The 17,640-nt window shown below is 69.9% G+C and carries 15 protein-coding genes and 2 tRNA genes; 9 read left to right on the top strand and 8 right to left on the bottom strand.

Going from position 1 to position 17,640, the window contains the following annotated elements; translation table 11 throughout:
* The first annotated feature begins 223 nt into the window (after positions 1–223).
* Positions 224–820, top strand: coding sequence for a hypothetical protein (locus CLV70_RS09485; RefSeq protein ID WP_106126002.1), 597 nt, complete (start codon positions 224–226; stop codon positions 818–820).
* Between the two features lie 206 nt (positions 821–1,026).
* Here CLV70_RS09485 and CLV70_RS09480 read toward each other — a convergent pair whose 3' ends face one another.
* Entirely contained in the window at positions 1,027–2,277 is a 1,251-nt protein-coding gene (locus tag CLV70_RS09480; RefSeq protein WP_106126098.1) for a zinc-dependent metalloprotease, read from the bottom strand.
* Between the two features lie 90 nt (positions 2,278–2,367).
* Between CLV70_RS09480 and CLV70_RS09475 the strand changes: the two genes are divergently transcribed.
* The 6 genes from CLV70_RS09475 (at position 2,368) to CLV70_RS09450 (ending at position 11,185) form a co-directional block, all read left to right on the top strand.
* Positions 2,368–3,399: a YlbL family protein gene (locus CLV70_RS09475; protein WP_106126001.1), complete on the top strand. Its 1,032-nt coding sequence runs from the start codon at positions 2,368–2,370 to the stop codon at positions 3,397–3,399.
* Positions 3,400–3,508: 109 nt separating this feature from the next.
* The gene (locus CLV70_RS09470; RefSeq protein ID WP_106126000.1) at positions 3,509–6,484 is read left to right on the top strand and encodes a UPF0182 family membrane protein; all 2,976 of its coding nucleotides are present in this window, start codon (positions 3,509–3,511) and stop codon (positions 6,482–6,484) included.
* Positions 6,485–6,891: 407 nt separating this feature from the next.
* Positions 6,892–6,965 (top strand) — tRNA-Met (locus CLV70_RS09465).
* A gap of 334 nt (positions 6,966–7,299) precedes the next feature.
* Positions 7,300–8,031 carry an NUDIX hydrolase gene (locus CLV70_RS09460; RefSeq protein WP_106125999.1) on the top strand — a complete coding sequence of 244 codons (732 nt, stop codon included), beginning with the start codon at positions 7,300–7,302 and terminating at the stop codon, positions 8,029–8,031.
* On the top strand, positions 8,028–9,179 hold the full coding sequence (locus tag CLV70_RS09455) for a 5'-methylthioadenosine/S-adenosylhomocysteine nucleosidase family protein (RefSeq protein ID WP_106125998.1): 1,152 nt from the start codon (positions 8,028–8,030) through the stop codon (positions 9,177–9,179). The genes CLV70_RS09460 and CLV70_RS09455 overlap by 4 nt, the downstream gene beginning before the upstream one ends.
* A complete protein-coding gene (locus CLV70_RS09450) occupies positions 9,176–11,185 on the top strand; it encodes a hypothetical protein (RefSeq protein ID WP_106125997.1) in 2,010 nt (669 codons plus the stop codon). Before CLV70_RS09455 ends, CLV70_RS09450 begins: the two co-directional genes overlap by 4 nt.
* Before the next feature lie 87 nt (positions 11,186–11,272).
* Here CLV70_RS09450 and CLV70_RS09445 read toward each other — a convergent pair whose 3' ends face one another.
* From CLV70_RS09445 to CLV70_RS09435, 3 genes are all read right to left on the bottom strand, one after another.
* The gene (locus CLV70_RS09445; protein ID WP_106125996.1) at positions 11,273–11,884 is read right to left on the bottom strand and encodes a class I SAM-dependent DNA methyltransferase; all 612 of its coding nucleotides are present in this window, start codon (positions 11,882–11,884) and stop codon (positions 11,273–11,275) included.
* A 10-nt stretch (positions 11,885–11,894) separates the two neighbouring features.
* Positions 11,895–12,377, bottom strand: a complete 483-nt coding sequence (locus CLV70_RS09440) for a hypothetical protein (protein WP_106125995.1) — start codon at positions 12,375–12,377, stop codon at positions 11,895–11,897.
* 100 nt (positions 12,378–12,477) lie between these two features.
* Positions 12,478–12,861 (bottom strand): helix-turn-helix domain-containing protein, encoded by a 384-nt coding sequence (locus CLV70_RS09435; RefSeq protein WP_106125994.1) that lies wholly within the window; start codon positions 12,859–12,861, stop codon positions 12,478–12,480.
* 152 nt (positions 12,862–13,013) lie between these two features.
* On the opposite strand from CLV70_RS09435, the gene CLV70_RS09430 reads away from it, so the two are divergent.
* A complete protein-coding gene (locus CLV70_RS09430; RefSeq protein WP_106125993.1) occupies positions 13,014–13,391 on the top strand; it encodes a hypothetical protein in 378 nt (125 codons plus the stop codon).
* A 285-nt stretch (positions 13,392–13,676) separates the two neighbouring features.
* Here CLV70_RS09430 and CLV70_RS09425 read toward each other — a convergent pair.
* The 3 genes from CLV70_RS09425 to CLV70_RS40345 form a co-directional block, all read right to left on the bottom strand.
* Positions 13,677–13,750, bottom strand: a tRNA-Met gene (locus tag CLV70_RS09425).
* A 50-nt stretch (positions 13,751–13,800) separates the two neighbouring features.
* The gene (locus CLV70_RS09420) at positions 13,801–14,553 is read right to left on the bottom strand and encodes an enoyl-CoA hydratase (RefSeq protein ID WP_245908126.1); all 753 of its coding nucleotides are present in this window, start codon (positions 14,551–14,553) and stop codon (positions 13,801–13,803) included.
* A gap of 24 nt (positions 14,554–14,577) precedes the next feature.
* The gene (locus CLV70_RS40345; RefSeq protein WP_245908125.1) at positions 14,578–15,693 is read right to left on the bottom strand and encodes a lamin tail domain-containing protein; all 1,116 of its coding nucleotides are present in this window, start codon (positions 15,691–15,693) and stop codon (positions 14,578–14,580) included.
* A gap of 201 nt (positions 15,694–15,894) precedes the next feature.
* On the opposite strand from CLV70_RS40345, the gene CLV70_RS09410 reads away from it, so the two are divergent.
* Positions 15,895–16,686 (top strand): pentapeptide repeat-containing protein, encoded by a 792-nt coding sequence (locus CLV70_RS09410; protein ID WP_106125992.1) that lies wholly within the window; start codon positions 15,895–15,897, stop codon positions 16,684–16,686.
* On the opposite strand, the gene CLV70_RS40940 is transcribed toward CLV70_RS09410, so the two are convergent.
* On the bottom strand, positions 16,638–17,624 hold the full coding sequence (locus tag CLV70_RS40940) for a ricin-type beta-trefoil lectin domain protein (RefSeq protein ID WP_106125991.1): 987 nt from the start codon (positions 17,622–17,624) through the stop codon (positions 16,638–16,640). The genes CLV70_RS09410 and CLV70_RS40940 overlap by 49 nt on opposite strands.
* Positions 17,625–17,640: the final 16 nt, after the last annotated feature.

Raw genomic sequence — 17,640 nt, 5'->3', positions numbered from 1 at the left:
GGCGTGGTCGAGGGCGGACGTGCGCGCGGCGGGCGTGGTCGAGGGCGGGCGTGCCGGCGGCGAGGCGTGTTCGCGGCGGGTGCGCTGATGGCCGGGCGCGACGGCTGCTGGGCGTGTGACGGTTGCCGGGTGTGACGGTTGCCGGGTGTGACGGCTGCTGGGCGTGACGGCTCGGCGCGCGTTGCCTGTTGGGCGAGTGGGTCGGCGGGGCTAGCCTCTCGGGGTGACTAGACGGGTCGTGGTGGCGTTGCTGACGCCGGTTGCGTGGAGTCCTCCCGGGGTGGGGCTGGGGGCCTGGCGGGCCGCGTTGGCCGAGGACGTCGTCGATCTGCTGGCTCGGTTGGCTCAGGCTGAGCCGGCGATCGCGGCTACCTCGGGTGATGTGGCGCTGGCGCGGGAGATCTCGTGGCCGGGTATGCCTATCTACGAGGTGGCTTCGGCGACCGTGTTGCCCGTGCTGGCGGCCGCGGAGAAGGATGGGTTCGAGCAGGCTGCCGTGCTGGCCGCGGACGCTGCTGATGTGCCGGGCATGATTCTCGGGAAGCTGCTGCGGCCGTTGAGCAGCAAGCCGATCGCTGTGGCGCCGTCGGGGCAGGGGGGTGGGCTGCTGGGGGTTGCCGTGAATCTGCCGGTGCCCGGGTGGCTGGCCGATGTCGATCTGGACTCGGCGACTCCGATGACGGTGCGCAGGGGTGCGCCTCAGCCGAGCCTGGTCGAGTCGACGCCCGAGTGGCGGCGGCTGCGGGGGGCGGCAGAGCTGGCGACGCTCGATCCCGCGCTCGAGGGCTGGGAAAACACCAGGGCACTGCTCGGCGGCTGACGCGGAGGAGTGCCCTGGGCTGGGCTTGCGAGGTGTGCGGCCGGTGCGGGGTGGGGTGCGGGAGTGGCGGGGGAGCCGGGACTGGGGTGACGGGCTGCCACTTACGCAGAATGAAGGGCGAGGGCCAGCGGATGCTGGGCCCCCGCCCGGCCTCGACGGGAGTGACGGTCCGCACCACCCACCGAGCTACGACATCAGTTTTTGATCTAGGCCTTTGACTCTCCGCTTTCTCCGCCCTCGTCGGTGAGGCCGTCGAGCTCCGAGATGTCCCAGTCGAGTTTGCTGCGGGCGAATTTCTCCGGGTCGGCGAAGTCCTCGTCGGTGGGGAGGAGGTCCGGGTGGTCCCAGAGGGCGTCGCGGCCCTGGACGCCGCGGGCTTCGGTGACGGCGGCCCAGAGGGCGCCTGCTTCGCGGAGGCGGCGGGGGCGGAGTTCGAGGCCGACGAGGGCCGCGAAGGTCTGCTCCGCCGGGCCGCCGGCCGCGCGGCGGCGGCGGAAGGCCTCGCCGAGGGCGGCGACGGAGGGTAGGCGGTCGCCGGCCGCGGAGTCGACGACGTGGCCGACCCAGCCTTCGATCAGGGCGAGGGCCGTCTCAAGGCGGGCCAGGCCGGCCTTCTGCTGCGGGGTGTCCTCGGGCGTGAAGATGCCCTCGAGCGCCATGGCCTGCATCGACTCGGGGTCGGAGGGGTCGACGCGGCTCATCGCCTCTTCGATCGCCTCGCGGTTGACGGTGATGCCGTTGGCGTAGGTCTCGACGGCGCTGAGCACGTGTGCGCGCAGCCACGGGACGTGCTGGAACAGGCGCTGGTGGGCCGCCTCGCGGAGGGCCACGTAGAGCCTGACCTGGTCCTCGGGGATCTCGAGGCCGTCACCGTACGTCTTGATGTTGGCCGGGACGAGCGCCGCCGTGCCGGCCGGGCCGAGCGGGAGGCCGATGTCGCCGGCGGAGAGCACCTCCGCGGCGAGCTGGCCCAGCGCCTGGCCGAGCTGGCCGCCGAAGAGGGCGCCGCCGAGGGTCGCGACCATCGACTGCATCGGGCCGAGTTGGGCGCGGGCCTCCTCGGGGACGAGGTCGCCCATGGCGCCCACCATGCGGCCCGCGATCGGGTCGCAGAGCTTCTTCCACACGTCGAGGGTGTTGTACACCCACTCGTTGCGGTTCCAGGCGGTCGCGTCGCGGACGCCGGAGGGCAGCGCGGACGCCGGGTCGAGCCACAGGTCGGCGAGGCGCAGGGCCTCGGAGACGGCGTTGTGCTCGTACATGTTCACCGACGGGTCACCGGTCGCGCTCAGCTGGCTGGCCGCCACCTGGCGGGCCAGATCCCAGTTGACCGGGCCGCTTCCCGGCGCGGCGAACATCTGCTGCAGCTGATTCATGAACTGCTGCATCTGCTGCGGGTCGGAGGGATCGGGCGGCTGGGCGCCCGGCAGGCTGAAGCCGAACGGGATATCAGGCACGTCCCCAACGGTACGCGCGTCGAGGGCCTTCGTGACCAATGCCGGTGTCAGCTCAGAGAGAACTCAGGGTCGGTTGGTACGGTCACGCGCATGAGACGTCGCGGTGTCACGGTCATCCTCGGCGCCCTGATCACCGCACTGCTGGCAGTCGGAGTCATGGCCTTTCCCCTGCCCTACGTCGTGCTCAAGCCCGGACCGACGGTCAACACGCTCGGTTCGGACAACGGCAAAGAGGTCATTCAGGTGACGAAGGCCGAGACCTCGACCAGTAAGGGTCAGCTCCGGCTCACCACCGTAGGGGTCCAGCCCAGCGTGGAGCTGGTCTGGGCGATCCGGGGCTGGTTCAGCGACGAGCAGGCCGTCGTCCCGCGGGACCTGATCTACCCGCCGGACCGCAGCGAGCAGCAGGTCGAGCAGCAGAACGCCGAGGAGTTCAAGTCGTCGCAGACCAGCGCCGAGACGGTCGCGCTGCGCAAGCTGGGATACCCGGTGGAGACTTTCGTGACGTCCGTTACGCCGAACGGCCCGTCGTCCGCGGTCCTGCGGAAGGACGACGTGATCACCTCGGTCGACGGCGCGGCGGTGACCGGTCCCGCCGAGCTCACCGAGCTGATCCAGTCCAAGCCGGCGGGCACGAGCCTGACCATCGGATACACCCGGGCCGGCAAGCCGGGGACCGCGAGGATCGTCTCGCAGAAGAACCTCGAGAACAGCGACAAGCCTCGGATCGGGGTCGGCATCGATCAGCGGCAGCCGCACCCGTTCACGGTGACCATCGACCTCGACGAGATCGGCGGTCCCAGCGCCGGGCTCATGTTCACGCTGGGGATCATCGACAAGCTCAAGCCCGAGGATCTCACGGGCGGCAAGATCATCGCGGGTACGGGCACGATCGACGACGCGGGCAACGTGGGACCGATCGGCGGCATCCCGCAGAAGCTCGTCGGCGCGAAGGAGGCGGGCGCACAGGTCTTCCTGGTGCCCGCCGGCAACTGTGCCGAGGCGCTGCGCAACGCCGTCCCCGGCCTGCCGATGGCGGAGGTGGCCACGGTCGACGACGCGCTCACCGCGATCCAGACCTTCACGACCGGCGGCACCCCGAAACCGTGCCCGGCGTCGTGACTTGTCCACAGCCACCCCGAGCGGAACGCCGTAACACCCTAAAGTGAAGAACCGGTCTTGAGACTTTGTGGGGTTCCCGTTGGTCATGCGTAACAGTCCTCTACCGAGGATGAGCCGGCGCGGTCGCGTGACCGTCGGCGTCCTCGTGGGGGTATTCCTTCTTTTCACGTTGCTCGGCTGGGGCATCGACGCCTACACCGACTACCTGTGGTTCGACGAGGTCGACTTCACCGGGGTCTACACCGGCGTCCTGCTGACCCGCCTCCTCCTCTTCCTCGCGATCGGCCTCGGCATGGCCCTGATCATCGCGGCGAACCTCTACCTGGCCTACCGGCTGCGGCCGCTCCTGCGCCCGCACTCGGCCGAGCAGGCCACCCTCGAGCGCTACCGGATGGTGCTCCAGCCCCGCCTCGGCACCTGGATCTCCGCGGTCGCCGTCGTCATCGGCTTCTTCGCCGGGCTCTCCGCGCAGAGCCGCTGGAAGGACTGGATGCTCTTCCAGAATTCCCAGCCGTTCGGGGTGAAGGACCCGCAGTTCAACGTGGACGTCGGGTTCTACGTCTTCGACTACCCGCTGCTGCGCTACGTGCTCGGCGTGGGCTTCACCGCGATCGTGCTGTCGGTCATCGGCGCGCTGGCCGTGCACTACATCTTCGGCGGCGTGCGGCTGCAGGGCGTCGGCGACCGGATGACCTCCGCCGCCCGGGCCCACCTGACCACGCTGGTGGCGGTGTTCGTGCTGCTCAAGGCCGTCGCGTACATCCTCGACCGGCGGGCGCTGCTGCTCGAGCAGCACGTGTCGCCCGGCCTCTACGGCGCCGGCTACACCGACGTCAACGCGCTGCTTCCGGCCAAGGAGATCCTGGCCTACATCTCGATCGTGGTCGCCATCGCGATCATCGTGTTCTCCAACGCGGTGATGCGGAACCTCGTGTGGCCGGGCGTCTCGCTCGCCCTGCTGGCGATCTCGGCGGTGGCGATCGGCGGCATCTACCCGCTGGCGGTGCAGAATTTCCAGGTCCAGCCGAGCCTGGCGGACAAGGAAGCGCCGTACATCGCCCGATCCATCGAGGCCACCCGGGCGGCGTTCGGCCTGAGCGACACCCAGACGCGGGCGTATCCGGCGTCCAGCACGGTCCCGCCGGCCACGCTGGCGAACAACCCGAGCGCCCAGGCGGTCAGGTTGATAGACCCCCAGCTGGTGTCGCAGGCGTACACCCAGCAGCAGCAGGTCCGAGGCTTCTACGACTTCGGCCCGAAGCTGGACGTCGACCGCTACACGATCGACGACAAGACCCAGGACTACGTGGTCGGCGTCCGGGAGATCAACGACCGGGCCCTCACCGAGCAGCAGCAGAACTGGCTCAACCGCCACACCGTCTTCACCCACGGGTACGGGATGGTCGCGGCGCCCGCCAACGACGTCGTCTGCGGCGGCCTGCCGTACTTCGTCTCCGGCTTCCTCGGCGACGACCAGCAGCCCGGCTGCGCCTCCGACCAGGAGCAGATCAAGGTCGACCAGCCGCGGATCTACTTCGGCGAGCAGTCCACCGAGTACGCGATCGTCGGGCAGACCGACAACACCCGCAAGGTGGAGTTCGACCGGCCGCAGCCGCAGGACAACAACGCCGAGGAGCGCTACACGTACGACGGCCAGGGCGGCGTGCCGATCGGGTCGTTCTTCCGCCGGCTCGTCTTCGCGATCAAGAACACCGAGAGCAACTTCCTGCTGTCGGACGCGGTCAACGAGAACTCCCGCCTGATGTACGTGCGGGATCCGCGCTCGCGGGTGGAGAAGGTCGCGCCGTTCCTGACCATAGACGGTGACCCGTACCCGGCCGTGGTCGACGGGCGGATCAAGTGGATCCTCGACGGGTACACCACCTCGGCGACGTACCCGTACTCCCAGCAGATCAACCTGCGGGAGGAGACCCAGGACGAGCTCACCAACCGGGGCACCTTCGCGCTCGCCCGCGACAACATCAACTACATGCGCAACTCGGTGAAGGCGACGGTCGACGCGTACGACGGCACGGTCACCCTCTACGAGTTCGACGAGCAGGACCCGGTACTGAAGGCGTGGAACCAGGCGTTCGGGGGCAAGCTCATCACCCCGAAGGCGCAGACGCCGCCGTCGCTGCAGGCGCACTTCCGCTACCCGGCGGACATGTTCAAGGTGCAGCGCAACCTGCTCGCGCGTTTCCACGTCACCAACCCGGCCGAGTACTTCTCCGGGCAGGACTTCTGGCAGGTGCCGAACGCGCCGGACAACCCGGACCAGGCCGTCAAGCAGCCGCCGTACTACCTGAACGTGGAGCTGCCGGGCCAGAAGGGCAGCCGGTTCCAGCTGACCTCGGCGCTGACCCCGAACGGCCGGGACAACCTCGCGGCGCTGATCTCGGGCTCGTACGTCGACGGCCAGCCACAGCTGGAGGTCCTGGAGCTACCCGACCAGACGGCCATCCAGGGGCCGGTCCAGGTGCACCAGCGCATGACCAACAACGCCACGGTGAGATCGGAACTGACCCTGCTGTCCAACAGCAACCAGTCCCAGGTGCTGTACGGCAACCTGATCTCGCTACCGGTCGGCGAGGGCATGCTCTACGTGGAACCGGTGTACGTGAAGAGCGGTCAGCAGGACGCTGTGCCGCTGCTTCAGAAGGTGCTGATGTCGTACGGCGACGGCGGCACGTACGTGGTCCTGGCGAACAACCTCAAGGACGGCCTCGCCGCGCTCGTGGCCCAGGGCAAGAACCAGCCACCCCCGGCGACGACCCCCGGCAACACGGGCACCAACCCGCCCCCGTCCGGCACCCAGCCGCCGGCGTTGACCGGACAGCTGGCGCAGGCCGCGACGGCCCTGGACAAGGCCATCGCGGACGTCAGGTCGGCCCAGCAGTCCGGCGACTTCGCCAAGTACGGGCAGTCGCTCCAGGCCCTCGACAAGGCGATGACCGACTTCCAGAACGCCCAGAAGGCAGCGGCGCCGGCCACCACCCCACCCGCGGGACCGTCGACGCCGCCGTCCACGCCGGCTTCGGGGCCACCCGCTTCGACACCGGCATCCACACCTAGCGGGGGCTGACCCCCACCTGAACGCACACCCAGCGGGGGCTGACCCCGCCTGAACGCGAGCGGCCCGCCGGGTAACCGGCGGGCCGCCTGCATGTGGGAGTGGGCCGGCGGGGAGCGCAGGCATTGAGCGTGGGCTGGCGGGTGCCTGCTTTTTGCCGGAGCGGCCTGGCAGGGCCTGATTTCGGTCAAGCTGGCCTGCTCTTGTCGGAGCGGGTTCCGGTCGGAGCGGGGTTGTTGGAGCGGGTCTTGTTGGAGCGGCCGGGCGGGGTGCTCGCTGTGTCGACCCGGCTGGGTGGGGTGCCCCTGGGTGTGGGAGCGACCTGGCAGATGATCGGCTGGCCGTTCGCGTGTGTGGGGCAGGTTACGGGGGGCCGTTTTGCAGGCGACGAGGACGTCGCGATAGAGTGGAGAAACCGACGCGGGGTGGAGCAGCTCGGTAGCTCGCTGGGCTCATAACCCAGAGGTCGCAGGTTCAAATCCTGTCCCCGCTACAAAGAGAAGCGCAGAGGGCCTTCACCCGCCGGGTGAAGGCCCTCTGCGCTTCCGCGGTCGAAGACGAGAACCGACCAGCGTTGCTACCCGAGGTATGTGGATCCGCTCGGACGATGGCGCCTTCGCCACGTGGTAGACGCTCGCCCCGGCCCCTCCAGGCATCACTGCCCTCCGCGCCGCTCTCGGCGGGAGTTGGGCATAGCTACACGCTGCGTGCCGCGCGACCGTCGCATGCCTCGTTGGTCTCTTGACATCTAGTGGCCACTAAGAGTGTCGGTGACCTGACACCTGGTACCTATTCTTGTCGACTCGACAAAAAGGTACGGTCGAGCTGTGCATGATGACACCTGGGAACCGCCGCGGATCCTGCTCGCCGTCGATCTCGTCATCCTCACCCTGCGCGGTGGCCGTCTACACCTCCTTCTCGTACGACGCGGCATTGAGCCGTTCGTTGGGAGGGCAGCGTTACCGGGTGGGTTCCTCGCCGATGAACGCGAGGACATCCTTAGCGCCGCCCGCCGGGAATTGCGCGAGGAGGCAGGGCTTACCGACATCCCACACCTCGAGCAGCTCGGCACCTACGGTGAGCCCGACCGTGACCCTCGTGGACGGGTGGTCTCCGTCGCGCACCTGGCCGTCGTGCCGCGTCTTCCCGAGCCCGTCGCCGGAACCGACGCCGCTGCCGCCGAGTGGACGCCGGTCGACGACGTGCTCGCCGAGCGGGTGCCGCTCGCCTTCGACCACCTGCGCATCGTCGCCGAGGGGGTTGAGCGTGCCCGCTCCAAGCTGGAGCACACAGGGCTCGCCACCGCGTTCTGCCCTGAGGTCTTCACCCTTACGGAGTTGCAGCAGGTCTACGAGGCCGTCTGGGGCACACCGCTCGACCCTCGCAACTTCTACCGCAAGGTCCAGGGCACGAAGGGCTTCGTGATCCCTGCCGGTCCGCCCCGCTCCACCGGGACCGGACGCCCGGCCCGCGTCTACCGCGCCGGCCCGCGCCGGGACCTGTACCCACCCATGATCCGCACGGTTCCGACAACCGCAGCCGGAGGAGGCAAGAGATGACCAGGCCCGTGGTCGTGCTCACCGCACTGGACCTCGAGTACGACGCAGTCCGCGAACGTCTCACAGGGGTCGAGCCGCACGTGCATCCGATGGGCACGCGCTTCGAGCGCGGCACCATGACCGGAAGCTCCTGCGAGATCGTTCTCGGCCTCGTCGGCAAGGGCAACCACCCCTCCGCCGTCATCGCCGAGCGCGCCATGACCGAGTTCGATCCGGAAGCGGTCATTTTCACCGGTGTGGCCGGGGCGCTCTGGCCCTCTATCGGTCTCGGCGACGTCGTCGTGGCCACCCACGTGTACGCGTACCACGGCGGCACCAGCGAGAGCGACGCGTTCCGCATCCGGCCTCGCGTGTGGGAGATCCCTCATGCCTGTGATCAGCTCGCCCGGCATCTGGAGCGGGAACAAGGCTGGGCGACGGGCCTCACCGGAGGTGTTCCCAAGGTGCGGTTCGGGCCGATCGCCGCCGGGGAGGTCGTCCTGGACTCGGCGTCCTCGCCCGAGGCAGCGCGCATCCGGGACCACTACAACGATGCGCTCGCAGTGGAGATGGAGTCGGCCGGAGTCGCCCAGGCGGCCCACCTGAACCGCTCTCTGCCGGCCGTCGTCGTCCGCGGCATCAGTGATCGTGCCGACGGAACCAAGGTTCACACCGACGGCGAGAACTGGCAGCCGCGTGCTGCCGCCAACGCCGCGGCCTTCGCCCTCGCGCTTGCCCGGGAGCTCGGACCTCAGAACGGCTCCTCCCCTCGCCGTCCTCGGAAAGGAACAGGTGATGCGTCAATGCCCGGCTCGGTCAGAAACGTCGCCAAAGGCAACGCCCACGTCGGATTCCAAGCACACACCGTTCACCAGGCGACCGTCTACGGCGCGCCGGGCAATCCTGCCCGGGAGGAATTCCATGACCAGATCGCGGACCTGCGCGCCTTGCTCCGCAAGGCCCACGAGGCGGGTGACGTGGACACAGACACCTACCGCGCGGCAGAACAGGAGATCGACACCGCCGCCGCCGACGTGCCTCCGGCCGACGCAAACGCGCGGAGCCGCGCGACCACAGCCCTGCGGAAGCTGCGCGGCCTGCTGCTGGACTGGACAGACCTCGCGACGCGGGTCGCCGGGCTCATGTCGGCGCTGCGGGGTATGTCATGACCGCCGGCCCGCAGGAGAAAGCGTTTACCAACGTCGCGGATGGCCAGGCCAACGTGGGCTTCCAGGCCCAGGAGGTCCACATCGAGGGCGGATACCATGTCAGTGACGAGGATCCGCCGGAGCGGCAGTTTGAGGTCGGCCGCCGCTACCTGGAGATCAGCGCGCCGCCCGAGGCGAGAGAGCTGATCATGAAGGCGGTCGCCCGGGGCTACCGGAACTCCCGGGCCTACTTCTATCTCGCGCTCGCGCTCCTGAGCGGCCGTACCGTGCAGAGCTTGACGGACCAGGAACTCGCCCGGCTGGCCCACGTCCGCCGCTGGGCGGCCGAGCATTCCGAAGATCCGTGGGCACGAGGCATCAACGCCGTCAGCTCACTGCTGGACTCGTTGCCGCAGACCACAGCGGAGTCTCCTGACCCCGCCGCGATCGGTGTGGTGGTCAAGGAGTTCGAATCGCTCAACCCGCCACTTCAGGAAAGCATCCTCAATCACCTCGAAGTCTTCCTGGCCGGCCCGCACCAGGACTGGACCTGGCAGAAGACGTTCGCCACCGCCCGGCGTGACAGGACAGCCAACGACCGGGCGGAGCGGGTCTGGAAGTTCTTCCAGCCCAAGCCGGCTCATCCCCGGGAGGTGCCACCACCTCCGATCCGGCTCGGCGCCAAGGATTATCTACGCGCTCTCGGCGGCTCGGCCCTGCTCCTCGTGACCGGCCTCGTGGTGATTCGGTACGCGTGGGCTCACGCATGGCTCCGCTCGGCCGGCTATCTGCTGGCGGTCCTTGGAGCTGCCACCGTGGCGGTCCGCACGGGCTTCACGATCAGGCTGGCCCGGCACCGACGCCGGATGGCTCGTCAGCGTCTCACCTTCACGCCCCGGCGTACTCCTGCCCAGTCCGACCGTTTCGCCTCGGGAATGGACCGCCTGTTCGACCGCTACTTCGGTCGCTACCTGCCGTCGGGCGCGGCGCGGGAGACCTGGCTGGCGGAGACCGCCGGAATCCGGCAGACCCTCCGCAACGAGCTGGTCGAGCTGTATCGAGAGCAGGGGGTCGAGGCCAAGCACGTCGCCTGGCTGGTGAGATTCCTCGCCAGCGACGTCAAGCGGCAGTGGCTCAGCGGTGAACTGACGGCGGAGCCTCGGAGCTGCCGGGTGTCGCCCTCGACGCGGATCGCGTACGGCTCGGCCGTATTTACCGTGGCCGTGGCCGGGCCGCTGCTACTGTGGCAAGCCCTCGTCGAGGCGCCGTTCACAACGGTGATCGCGACGGTCGGCGTGGTGGTAGGGACTCGACTCGCCATCCGCGGCTGGCTCGCGATCCTTCTCGAGGGCCACCGTCACCGCGATGACCTGATCCGGGCTCGGCGCGACTTCGAGGACCGGAGGTCGGCGTACGACAGGTGGGTGCGCAAGCTGGCGTCAAAGCCGACCGACGCGGAGATGGCGCACTGGCTTGACTGCGATCGCAAGGTCTTGGTCGAGGACGCGCTGCGGCAATACCGCCTGGCCGCACAGGACGTGATCGCGCATGCCTTCATCGAGGCTCCCGTGCCGCGGTGCAAACGGGCCAGGGTCCGCAAAGGGCCGTGGCGCTACTCGCAGTACAAACTTCTGCTCTTCCTGCTCACCAAGGACGGCGTCCGCCAGGTCAAGGTCACCCTCGACTTCGAGACCATGGAGTTCGGCGACCAACAGCGCCTCACCTACCAGTACAACTCAGTCGTGGCGGCGAACGTGGTGGATGCCCGCAGCGGCGAGAAGAAGCTGTCCCTGACCCTGACGAACAATCCCCGGGACGAACTGACGATCACCGGTGAATGGCCGGGCATGCCGGAGTTCGGCGACGACGACCGCATCGCCTATCGGGTGTCGCTCGACGCTTCTGGCCTCGAACGCACCCTGCACGTGTTGGAGGGCATCGCCGCAGAGGGCAAGGAGTGGATCACCCACGAGCACCGCCGGGAGCGCGCCGGTCTCAGGCGCCTCGTCGCGGCGATGGACGACTGATCCTCTGCTGCGCTGCCGGACCGGGGTCGCATGATCGCGGTGCAGGCGACCATCTGCCGGTGACGCTGGACGTGTCGTCGGTTCGGATCAGGGGTTGTTCAGGACCGCTGCGATCATGGCGACGGGGCGGTGGGTGGCGCTGCCCGGGCGGCGTTCGTGTTCGACTTCCGTGAAGCCCGCCTCGGCCAGGCGTTGGGAGAACTCGCCGATGGGCCAGCGATACGCCCTGGCGACCTTGTGGTCGAAGGGTTCCGTGCGGTCGTCGGCGTCGAAGAGGCCGGCCACGAGCTTGCCAGCCGGTTTCAGGACCCGGCGGAGTTCGGTGAGGACCTCGTCCAGGTCCTGCGGTGGGATGTGGATGAGCGAATAGGAGGCCAGGATGCCGGCGATGGAGTTGTCCGCCGCGTCGAGGCTTTGCATGGTTCCTACGTGGTAGGTGCCGGTGGGGTGGGTTGCCTTCGCGTGGGCGATGAACTCGGGGACCAGGTCGATGCCGACGGCGTCGACGTTCAGCGACCGGAGGTAGGCGGTGAGGTGGCCGGGGCCGCAGCCTACGTCGAGCACTGTGCCGGGGCGGATCGACAGGTGGCGGCGGATGAAGGCCAGGTCGGCGGGGAGGGACTGCTCGCTCGTACCGTAAAGGTCTATGTAGAGGTCCGCTATGGACGCGTAGGCGTCGCGGACCTGCTTTTCGTCCATGGTGGGCGGCTCAGCGCTGGGTCGGCGGGCGGCGCAGGGAGCGGACGTTCGCGTCCACCGGCTGGTCGGCCGTCGCCACGCGCATGCCGTTGAGGTAGCCGTCGGTTTCGCGTTGTTCGCCGTACTCCGCGAGGCGTTCGCTGATGATCTGCCATTCGCGTTCGCGGTCCGTGGCGAGCTGGGCGCGTACCTCGGTCAGAAGGGTCTTGATCTGCTCGGGGTCTGCCGTTTCGGCGCGTTCCTCGCCGAGGCGCTGGAGGATCTGGTCGCGGGCGAAGACCACGAGGACCGCCAGCCAGGCTAGGACGAAGATGCCGGTGACCAGGACGATCACGGCGACCGCCTGGACGTTCGGCGGGGGGCCCGGTGGCAGGCCGGCCGGGTTGCCCGGCGGTGGGCCCGGCTTCTCGGGGAAGGCCGCGATGGACGTGATGGCCAGCGCGCCCGTGGCGGCGATCGCGACGATGAGGCAGCAGACGAGCAGCTTGCTCATCTGAAGGTGCAGTCCGTTCACGGTTGGTACGCGATCGGCTTCGGCCCGCGCAGTCATACCCGCGAGATTACGGACATCCGTCCCGTGACGCGAATTACTGTCACGCGGAACGGCGGCGGCGGAGGACCTTCCGGTAGGGGTCGATCATCCGATCGAGGACAGTCTCGAGGGCGTGGCGGTCCTCCGCCGGGATCGGCGAGTCGTCGGCCAGCATCCGGGCCAGCTCGTGCACCAGCGGGTGGGCCGGCGGCGGCCCCGGGTCCACCCCGCCCAGACGATCCGGGTACGCCGCGAGCACCAGTTCGTTGATGCTCCGGCCGAGCACGGGCGCGATCCGCTCGATCGACCGGATCGTGGGCCGCTGCTCCTCGCTGAGCCAGCGCAGCACCACCGACGGATCCATCCCCACGGCCCGGGCGAAGTGTGTCGGCGTCGGGAACCGGGCGGCGTGGATCGCTTCCTTGAGATAGCCGCCGAAGCTCATCCGAGAAGCATAGGCGGGGGAACGGCACTCCGGAGGATTGGTTGAAGTGCCATCTACTGCTAGCGTCATTGGCTGGATAACCAATGGCTCGGGCCGCCACCCGTCGCCACCCGTCCGCCGCTCCCGTACCTGCCGAGAAAGGTCGTGGCCCCGTGGTGTCGCTGACGATCGTGGCGATCCTTCTCCTCATGGCGACCGGCGTGGTGGCCACCGTGCTGGCCGGCGCGGTGGCCGGCAAACGCCTGCTCCGGCGGCCACCGGCAACGACGCCTCGCAGGCCCGAGAGCCCCGGCGGCGTCCTCCCGGTCACGCCGCCGGTACCGGACCCACACCCGCCGGCGGTGGCGGCCGCGGCGGGTGTGGGTCCGCTGAAGACGCCGCCCACGGTCGCGGCGGCGCCGGTCACGGTTTCACTCGAACGGGTGGCACCGGCGGCGGCCCGGCGAGTGCCCCGGAACAGCGCCTCCGCCCGATTCGCCAGCCGGCCGGTCAGCGGACGCCCGGTCTCCGGAGCCGTCCGCCGCTCCTGACCCGCCCACTGCTGCTGAGCCACCCGGCTGTGGAGCGCGGGCAGCGGAGAGCTGTGGTGCCTGCGGGTGGCGGAGAGCTGTGGTGCCTGCGGGCGGCGGGGAGCTGTGGTGCCCGTGGGCGGCGGGAAATCGTGGTGGCCGGGCTGCTGGGTGGCCGGAATCGGGAAGGGAGCCAGCCGGTTCAGGAAGCCCCGGGTCGTGGTAGCGAGGACTGGGTGACGCCGGCGGCGGCAACGGACACGAAAACGGCCCCCCAGATGATCTCTGGAGGACCGTTTTTCTTTGTAGCGGGGACAGGATTTGAACCTGCGACCTCTGGGTTATGAGCCCAGCGAGCTACCGAGCTGCTCCACCCCGCGTCGGCCTGGTAACGCTAGCACGTTGGTGGCGAGGGCACCGGCACCGCCCCTCAGCGGCGGTAGCGGGCGACTGTTTCCTGGATGGCCGGGCCGGTGGCCGAGGCTGCCTGGGCCCAGGATTCGTATTCGAGGCTGGCGGCGAAGTCGGCCGTTGTCGCCGTGCGTACCCCTGTTTTGATGTCGCGGGCCGTGGCCGGGTCCAGGGTCGCCCAGCGGGAGGCTCGTTCGTGGGCCGCGGCCAGCGGGTCTTCCGCGAGGGTGCCGGCCAGGCCGAGGCGGACCGCTTCCGGGCCGTCGATGCTGCCGCCGTCGAGCAGGAGTTGCAGGGCGCGTTCCGGGCCCAGGGCGCGGGTCAGGAACCAGGTGCAGCCGCCGCCGGGGTGCAGGCCGATCTTGGTGAACGGGGCGATGAAGCGGGCCTGCGGGCCGGCGATGCGGGTGTCGCAGGCCATGGCCAGGTTGAGGCCGGCGCCCACCGCCGGGCCGTGGACGGCGGCGATGGTGGGGATCGGCAGGGACATGACGCGCAGGAAGCTGTCGTAGACGCGGTGGAGGTCCGCTCGGATGTCGGCGACCGGGCGGTCGGTGTCGCCGAACAGGGCCGGTAGGTCGGCTCCCGCGCAGAAGGCCGGCCCCGCGCCCGCGATGACCAGGGTGCGGGCGTCGGGGTCGGCTGCCACCTCAGCGATCGCCGCGGAGAGCGTGTCGCGCAGCTCCGCGTCGATCGCGTTGCGGCGGGCCGGGTCGTTGAGGGTGATGGTCCAGCGGCCGTCCGGCGTACGGTCGCGCAGAAGTTTGCTCACGGTTCCCGACCGTACTGGTGATCGTCAGCAGTAGGTGACGCCGCTGCCCTTGCCCCACTTGCACGAGTCGATCGACTTGCCGGTGTTGGTCCGCAGGTACGCGGTGTCGCCGCCGTTGTTCCACACGTAGCCCGTCCGGTTCCAGTAGCGGTGCTGGCTGTCCGGCCTGCCGTTGGTGCCCTTGCCGGTGTGGACGTACAGGTACTTGCGGGCGCCCAGCCTGTAGTCGCCGGAGATCGTGTAGACCTTGCCGGAGGCGTCGCGCACGGTCCAGCCCTTGAGGTTGATCGTCCGCGACGTCTTGTTGGTCAGGCGGACCCACTCGGCGACGAGGCTCTTGTTGCTGCCTGAGTCCGTACCCGGGGAGTTGTACTGGATCTTCGAGAACTGGACGTCGCCGGCCTTCACCGCAGGGATGGCCGGAGCCGGGGTGGTCGGGGCCGGGGTGGTGGGGGTCGGGGTGGTGGGGGTCGGCGTGCTGCCGCCGCCGCTGCCCGAGCCGTTGCCGACGTTGATCTCGACGGTCTCGGTCTGGCCCTTGAGCAGGTTGTTGTCCGCGTCGGCGTCGATCACCGCGCGGTAGTACTTCGTGCCCGAGCCCTGGCCGCTCAGCGTCGTGGAGAAGATGGCGGCGTCCCCGGCGGTGTAGCCGGTCGCGACGTCGGCCCAGACGCCGCCGGCGCCGCGCTGGATGTGCACGCGCAGGCCGGGCTGGGTCGGGTTGGCCGTGAGGTTGACGTTCACGGTGCCGTTCTGGGCGCTCAGCGTCATGGTCGGGACGATGCCCATCGCGACCGAGATCCGGCGGGACTCGGCGCCGCCGGCCTTCACGTAGAAGCGGAAGCCGGAGTCCAGGATCCGGCTCAGCGACCACTGGCCGCTCGCGCTCGCGGTGGTCGTGACGAAGCCGCCGCGGTTGTAGTCGGGCGAGGCGTAGAAGTCGTTGAAGACGTACGCGGACTCGTAGAGCTCGACGGTCGAGCCGGCGGGGGCGGTGCCCGAGAGGGTGATGGGCCCGTAGCCCTGGCGGCTGGCCGGCGCGGTGATCGTGGGCGCGTCGGCGGCGGCCGCGGGGGCGGCGAGGCCGAGGGTGGCGGCGCAGCCGAGGGCGGCGAAAAGGGCCGTCTTGCGTGCACGCATCAGCAGGGTCTCCTTGAGCGTTCGGGGGCGGTCACCGAAGACTAGAGATCATGACTATGCGTAGTCACCCGTCCTGTCGGTCCTGGTTATTGACCGGTCGGGTGAGCGGGATCGCCACCGAGAGTTACTTTCCGTCAGGGAGGCCGGTCACGGCACGTAACGGGCCAGGAGGGGTGAAACGGACACCGATAGGATGGTCGGATGGAGCTGCGCGCCGACTGCGGCAGGTGTGCCGGGCTGTGCTGCGTCGCCCCGGCGTTCGCCAAGTCGTCCGACTTCGCGATCGACAAACCGGCCGGGCGCGCCTGCCCCAACCTCGGCGACGACTTCCGCTGCGGCATCCACGACCGGTTGCCGCAGAAGGGCTTCCCCGGCTGCGTCGTCTTCGACTGCTTCGGTGCCGGCCAGCAGGTCACCCAGGTGACCTTCGGCGGCCGCGACTGGCGCGGCACGCCCGCCATCGCCGGCCCGATGTTCGCCGTCCTGCCGGTCATGCGGCAGCTCCACGAACTTCTCTGGTACGTGACCAGCGCGCTCGAACTCCCGGCCGCGCGACGGGTGCACCCGCGGCTCCGGCAGGCGCGCGAGGAGACGATCGCCCTGACCCGCGGCACGCCCGACGACCTGCTGGCGCTCGACGTGGACGCGTACCGGAGGAAGGTCAACCCCCTGCTGCAGAAGGCGAGCGAGCTGGCCCGCGCCGGAGCCGGCCCCCGGCGGCCCGACCACCGCGGTGCCAACCTCATCGGCCGCCGCCTGCGGGGTGCCGACCTGCGCGGGGCCAACCTGCGCGGGGCGTTGCTGATCGGCGCCGACCTGCGCGACGCCGACCTGCGGCTGGCCGACTTCACCGGCGCGGACCTGCGGGGTGCCGACGTGCGCGGGGCCGATCTGCGCGGCGCGCTGTTCCTCACCGAATCCCAGCTGAAGGCGGCGGTGACCGATCAGGACGGGCGCCGCCAGGTGCGGTCGCCGAGCGAGGCGCACGGCTGAACGATCGCGGCGACGCCGGCGACCACCCGGCCGCCGCGGACGTCGACACACGCCCCGGTCAGCAGGGTCACCAGCTTGTCGCCGTCGAAGCGGAACTGCTGGGCCGGGTTGCCGTTGCAGAACGCGATCTGCACCGGCGTACCCATCGCCTCCTTCGCGTCCGCCACGTCCATGCAGTGACCGGCCGAGCGGATCGTTCCGTCGCCGGTCACCTGCCACTGCTGCGTCAGGCCGCCGGTGCAGGGCCTGAGCGAGAGCGGCGCGCCGTCGGAGGCGGCGTTCGCGGTGAGGCAGAGCGTGGGATCGGCGGCCACGATCGTCGACGCGTACGCCGGCGGCGGTGGGTCGGCGGTGAGCAGCAGCGTCGCGCCGGCCGCCATGATCACCGCGGCCAGCGCGGCCACCGCGGCGATGGCCCTGGCCGGCCGGCGGGCGATGCCCCGGTCGGGCGCGGGCCGGCGCAGCCACAACCACCAGGCGACCGCCGTGCAGCCGAGCAGCAGCACCCCGCCCGTCGCGAGCAGCGCCCATTTCCACCGCTCGCCGGAGCCCCGCGGCAGCAGCACGGGTGCCTGCGCCGCGAAGGCGGACGTGATCCCGGCCGACGGCCCGGGCAGCGGTCCGGTCCGTACGCCGGCGCCCTTCGCGTCCGCCGGCAGGCGCAGGACCCAGCCGGGCAGCAGGGTCCCCGGATCGGTCAGCCGCAGGCCGTCGGGCTGGAGCCGGCCCTTGTTCAGCTGGAAGATCTCGTCGTTGCGGTCGCCCGAGCCGAGGAACCGCTCCGCGATCTCGAACAGGTACTCCGGCTGCCCGTCGAAGCTGTCGCGCACCACGTAGAACTTGACCGGCGCGGCCGACGGGGCGGCACCGGCCGGCGCGGGAGCCGCCAGCACCGCCAGGGCGGCGAAGGCCAGGGCGAGGAGCAGGCGGCGGACCATCGACCCTCCTTGATCG

It is taken from the genome of Pseudosporangium ferrugineum (assembly GCF_003002065.1).
Classification (GTDB): Bacteria; Actinomycetota; Actinomycetes; order Mycobacteriales; family Micromonosporaceae; genus Actinoplanes; species Actinoplanes ferrugineus_A.
Note: the sequence above shows the minus strand (reverse complement) of the source record. Positions and strands in the feature narration are given on the sequence as shown.

Coding starts and splice junctions, on each gene's coding strand:
- CLV70_RS09410 (WP_106125992.1), top strand. CDS start 15,895: ATGGAGCTGCGCGCCGACTGCGGCAGGTGTGCCGGGCTGTGCTGCGTC.
- CLV70_RS09440 (WP_106125995.1), bottom strand. CDS start 12,377: ATGAGCAAGCTGCTCGTCTGCTGCCTCATCGTCGCGATCGCCGCCACG.
- CLV70_RS09450 (WP_106125997.1), top strand. CDS start 9,176: ATGACCGCCGGCCCGCAGGAGAAAGCGTTTACCAACGTCGCGGATGGC.
- CLV70_RS09435 (WP_106125994.1), bottom strand. CDS start 12,861: ATGAGCTTCGGCGGCTATCTCAAGGAAGCGATCCACGCCGCCCGGTTC.
- CLV70_RS09445 (WP_106125996.1), bottom strand. CDS start 11,884: ATGGACGAAAAGCAGGTCCGCGACGCCTACGCGTCCATAGCGGACCTC.
- CLV70_RS40940 (WP_106125991.1), bottom strand. CDS start 17,624: ATGGTCCGCCGCCTGCTCCTCGCCCTGGCCTTCGCCGCCCTGGCGGTG.
- CLV70_RS40345 (WP_245908125.1), bottom strand. CDS start 15,693: ATGCGTGCACGCAAGACGGCCCTTTTCGCCGCCCTCGGCTGCGCCGCC.
- CLV70_RS09470 (WP_106126000.1), top strand. CDS start 3,509: ATGAGCCGGCGCGGTCGCGTGACCGTCGGCGTCCTCGTGGGGGTATTC.
- CLV70_RS09475 (WP_106126001.1), top strand. CDS start 2,368: ATGAGACGTCGCGGTGTCACGGTCATCCTCGGCGCCCTGATCACCGCA.
- CLV70_RS09455 (WP_106125998.1), top strand. CDS start 8,028: ATGACCAGGCCCGTGGTCGTGCTCACCGCACTGGACCTCGAGTACGAC.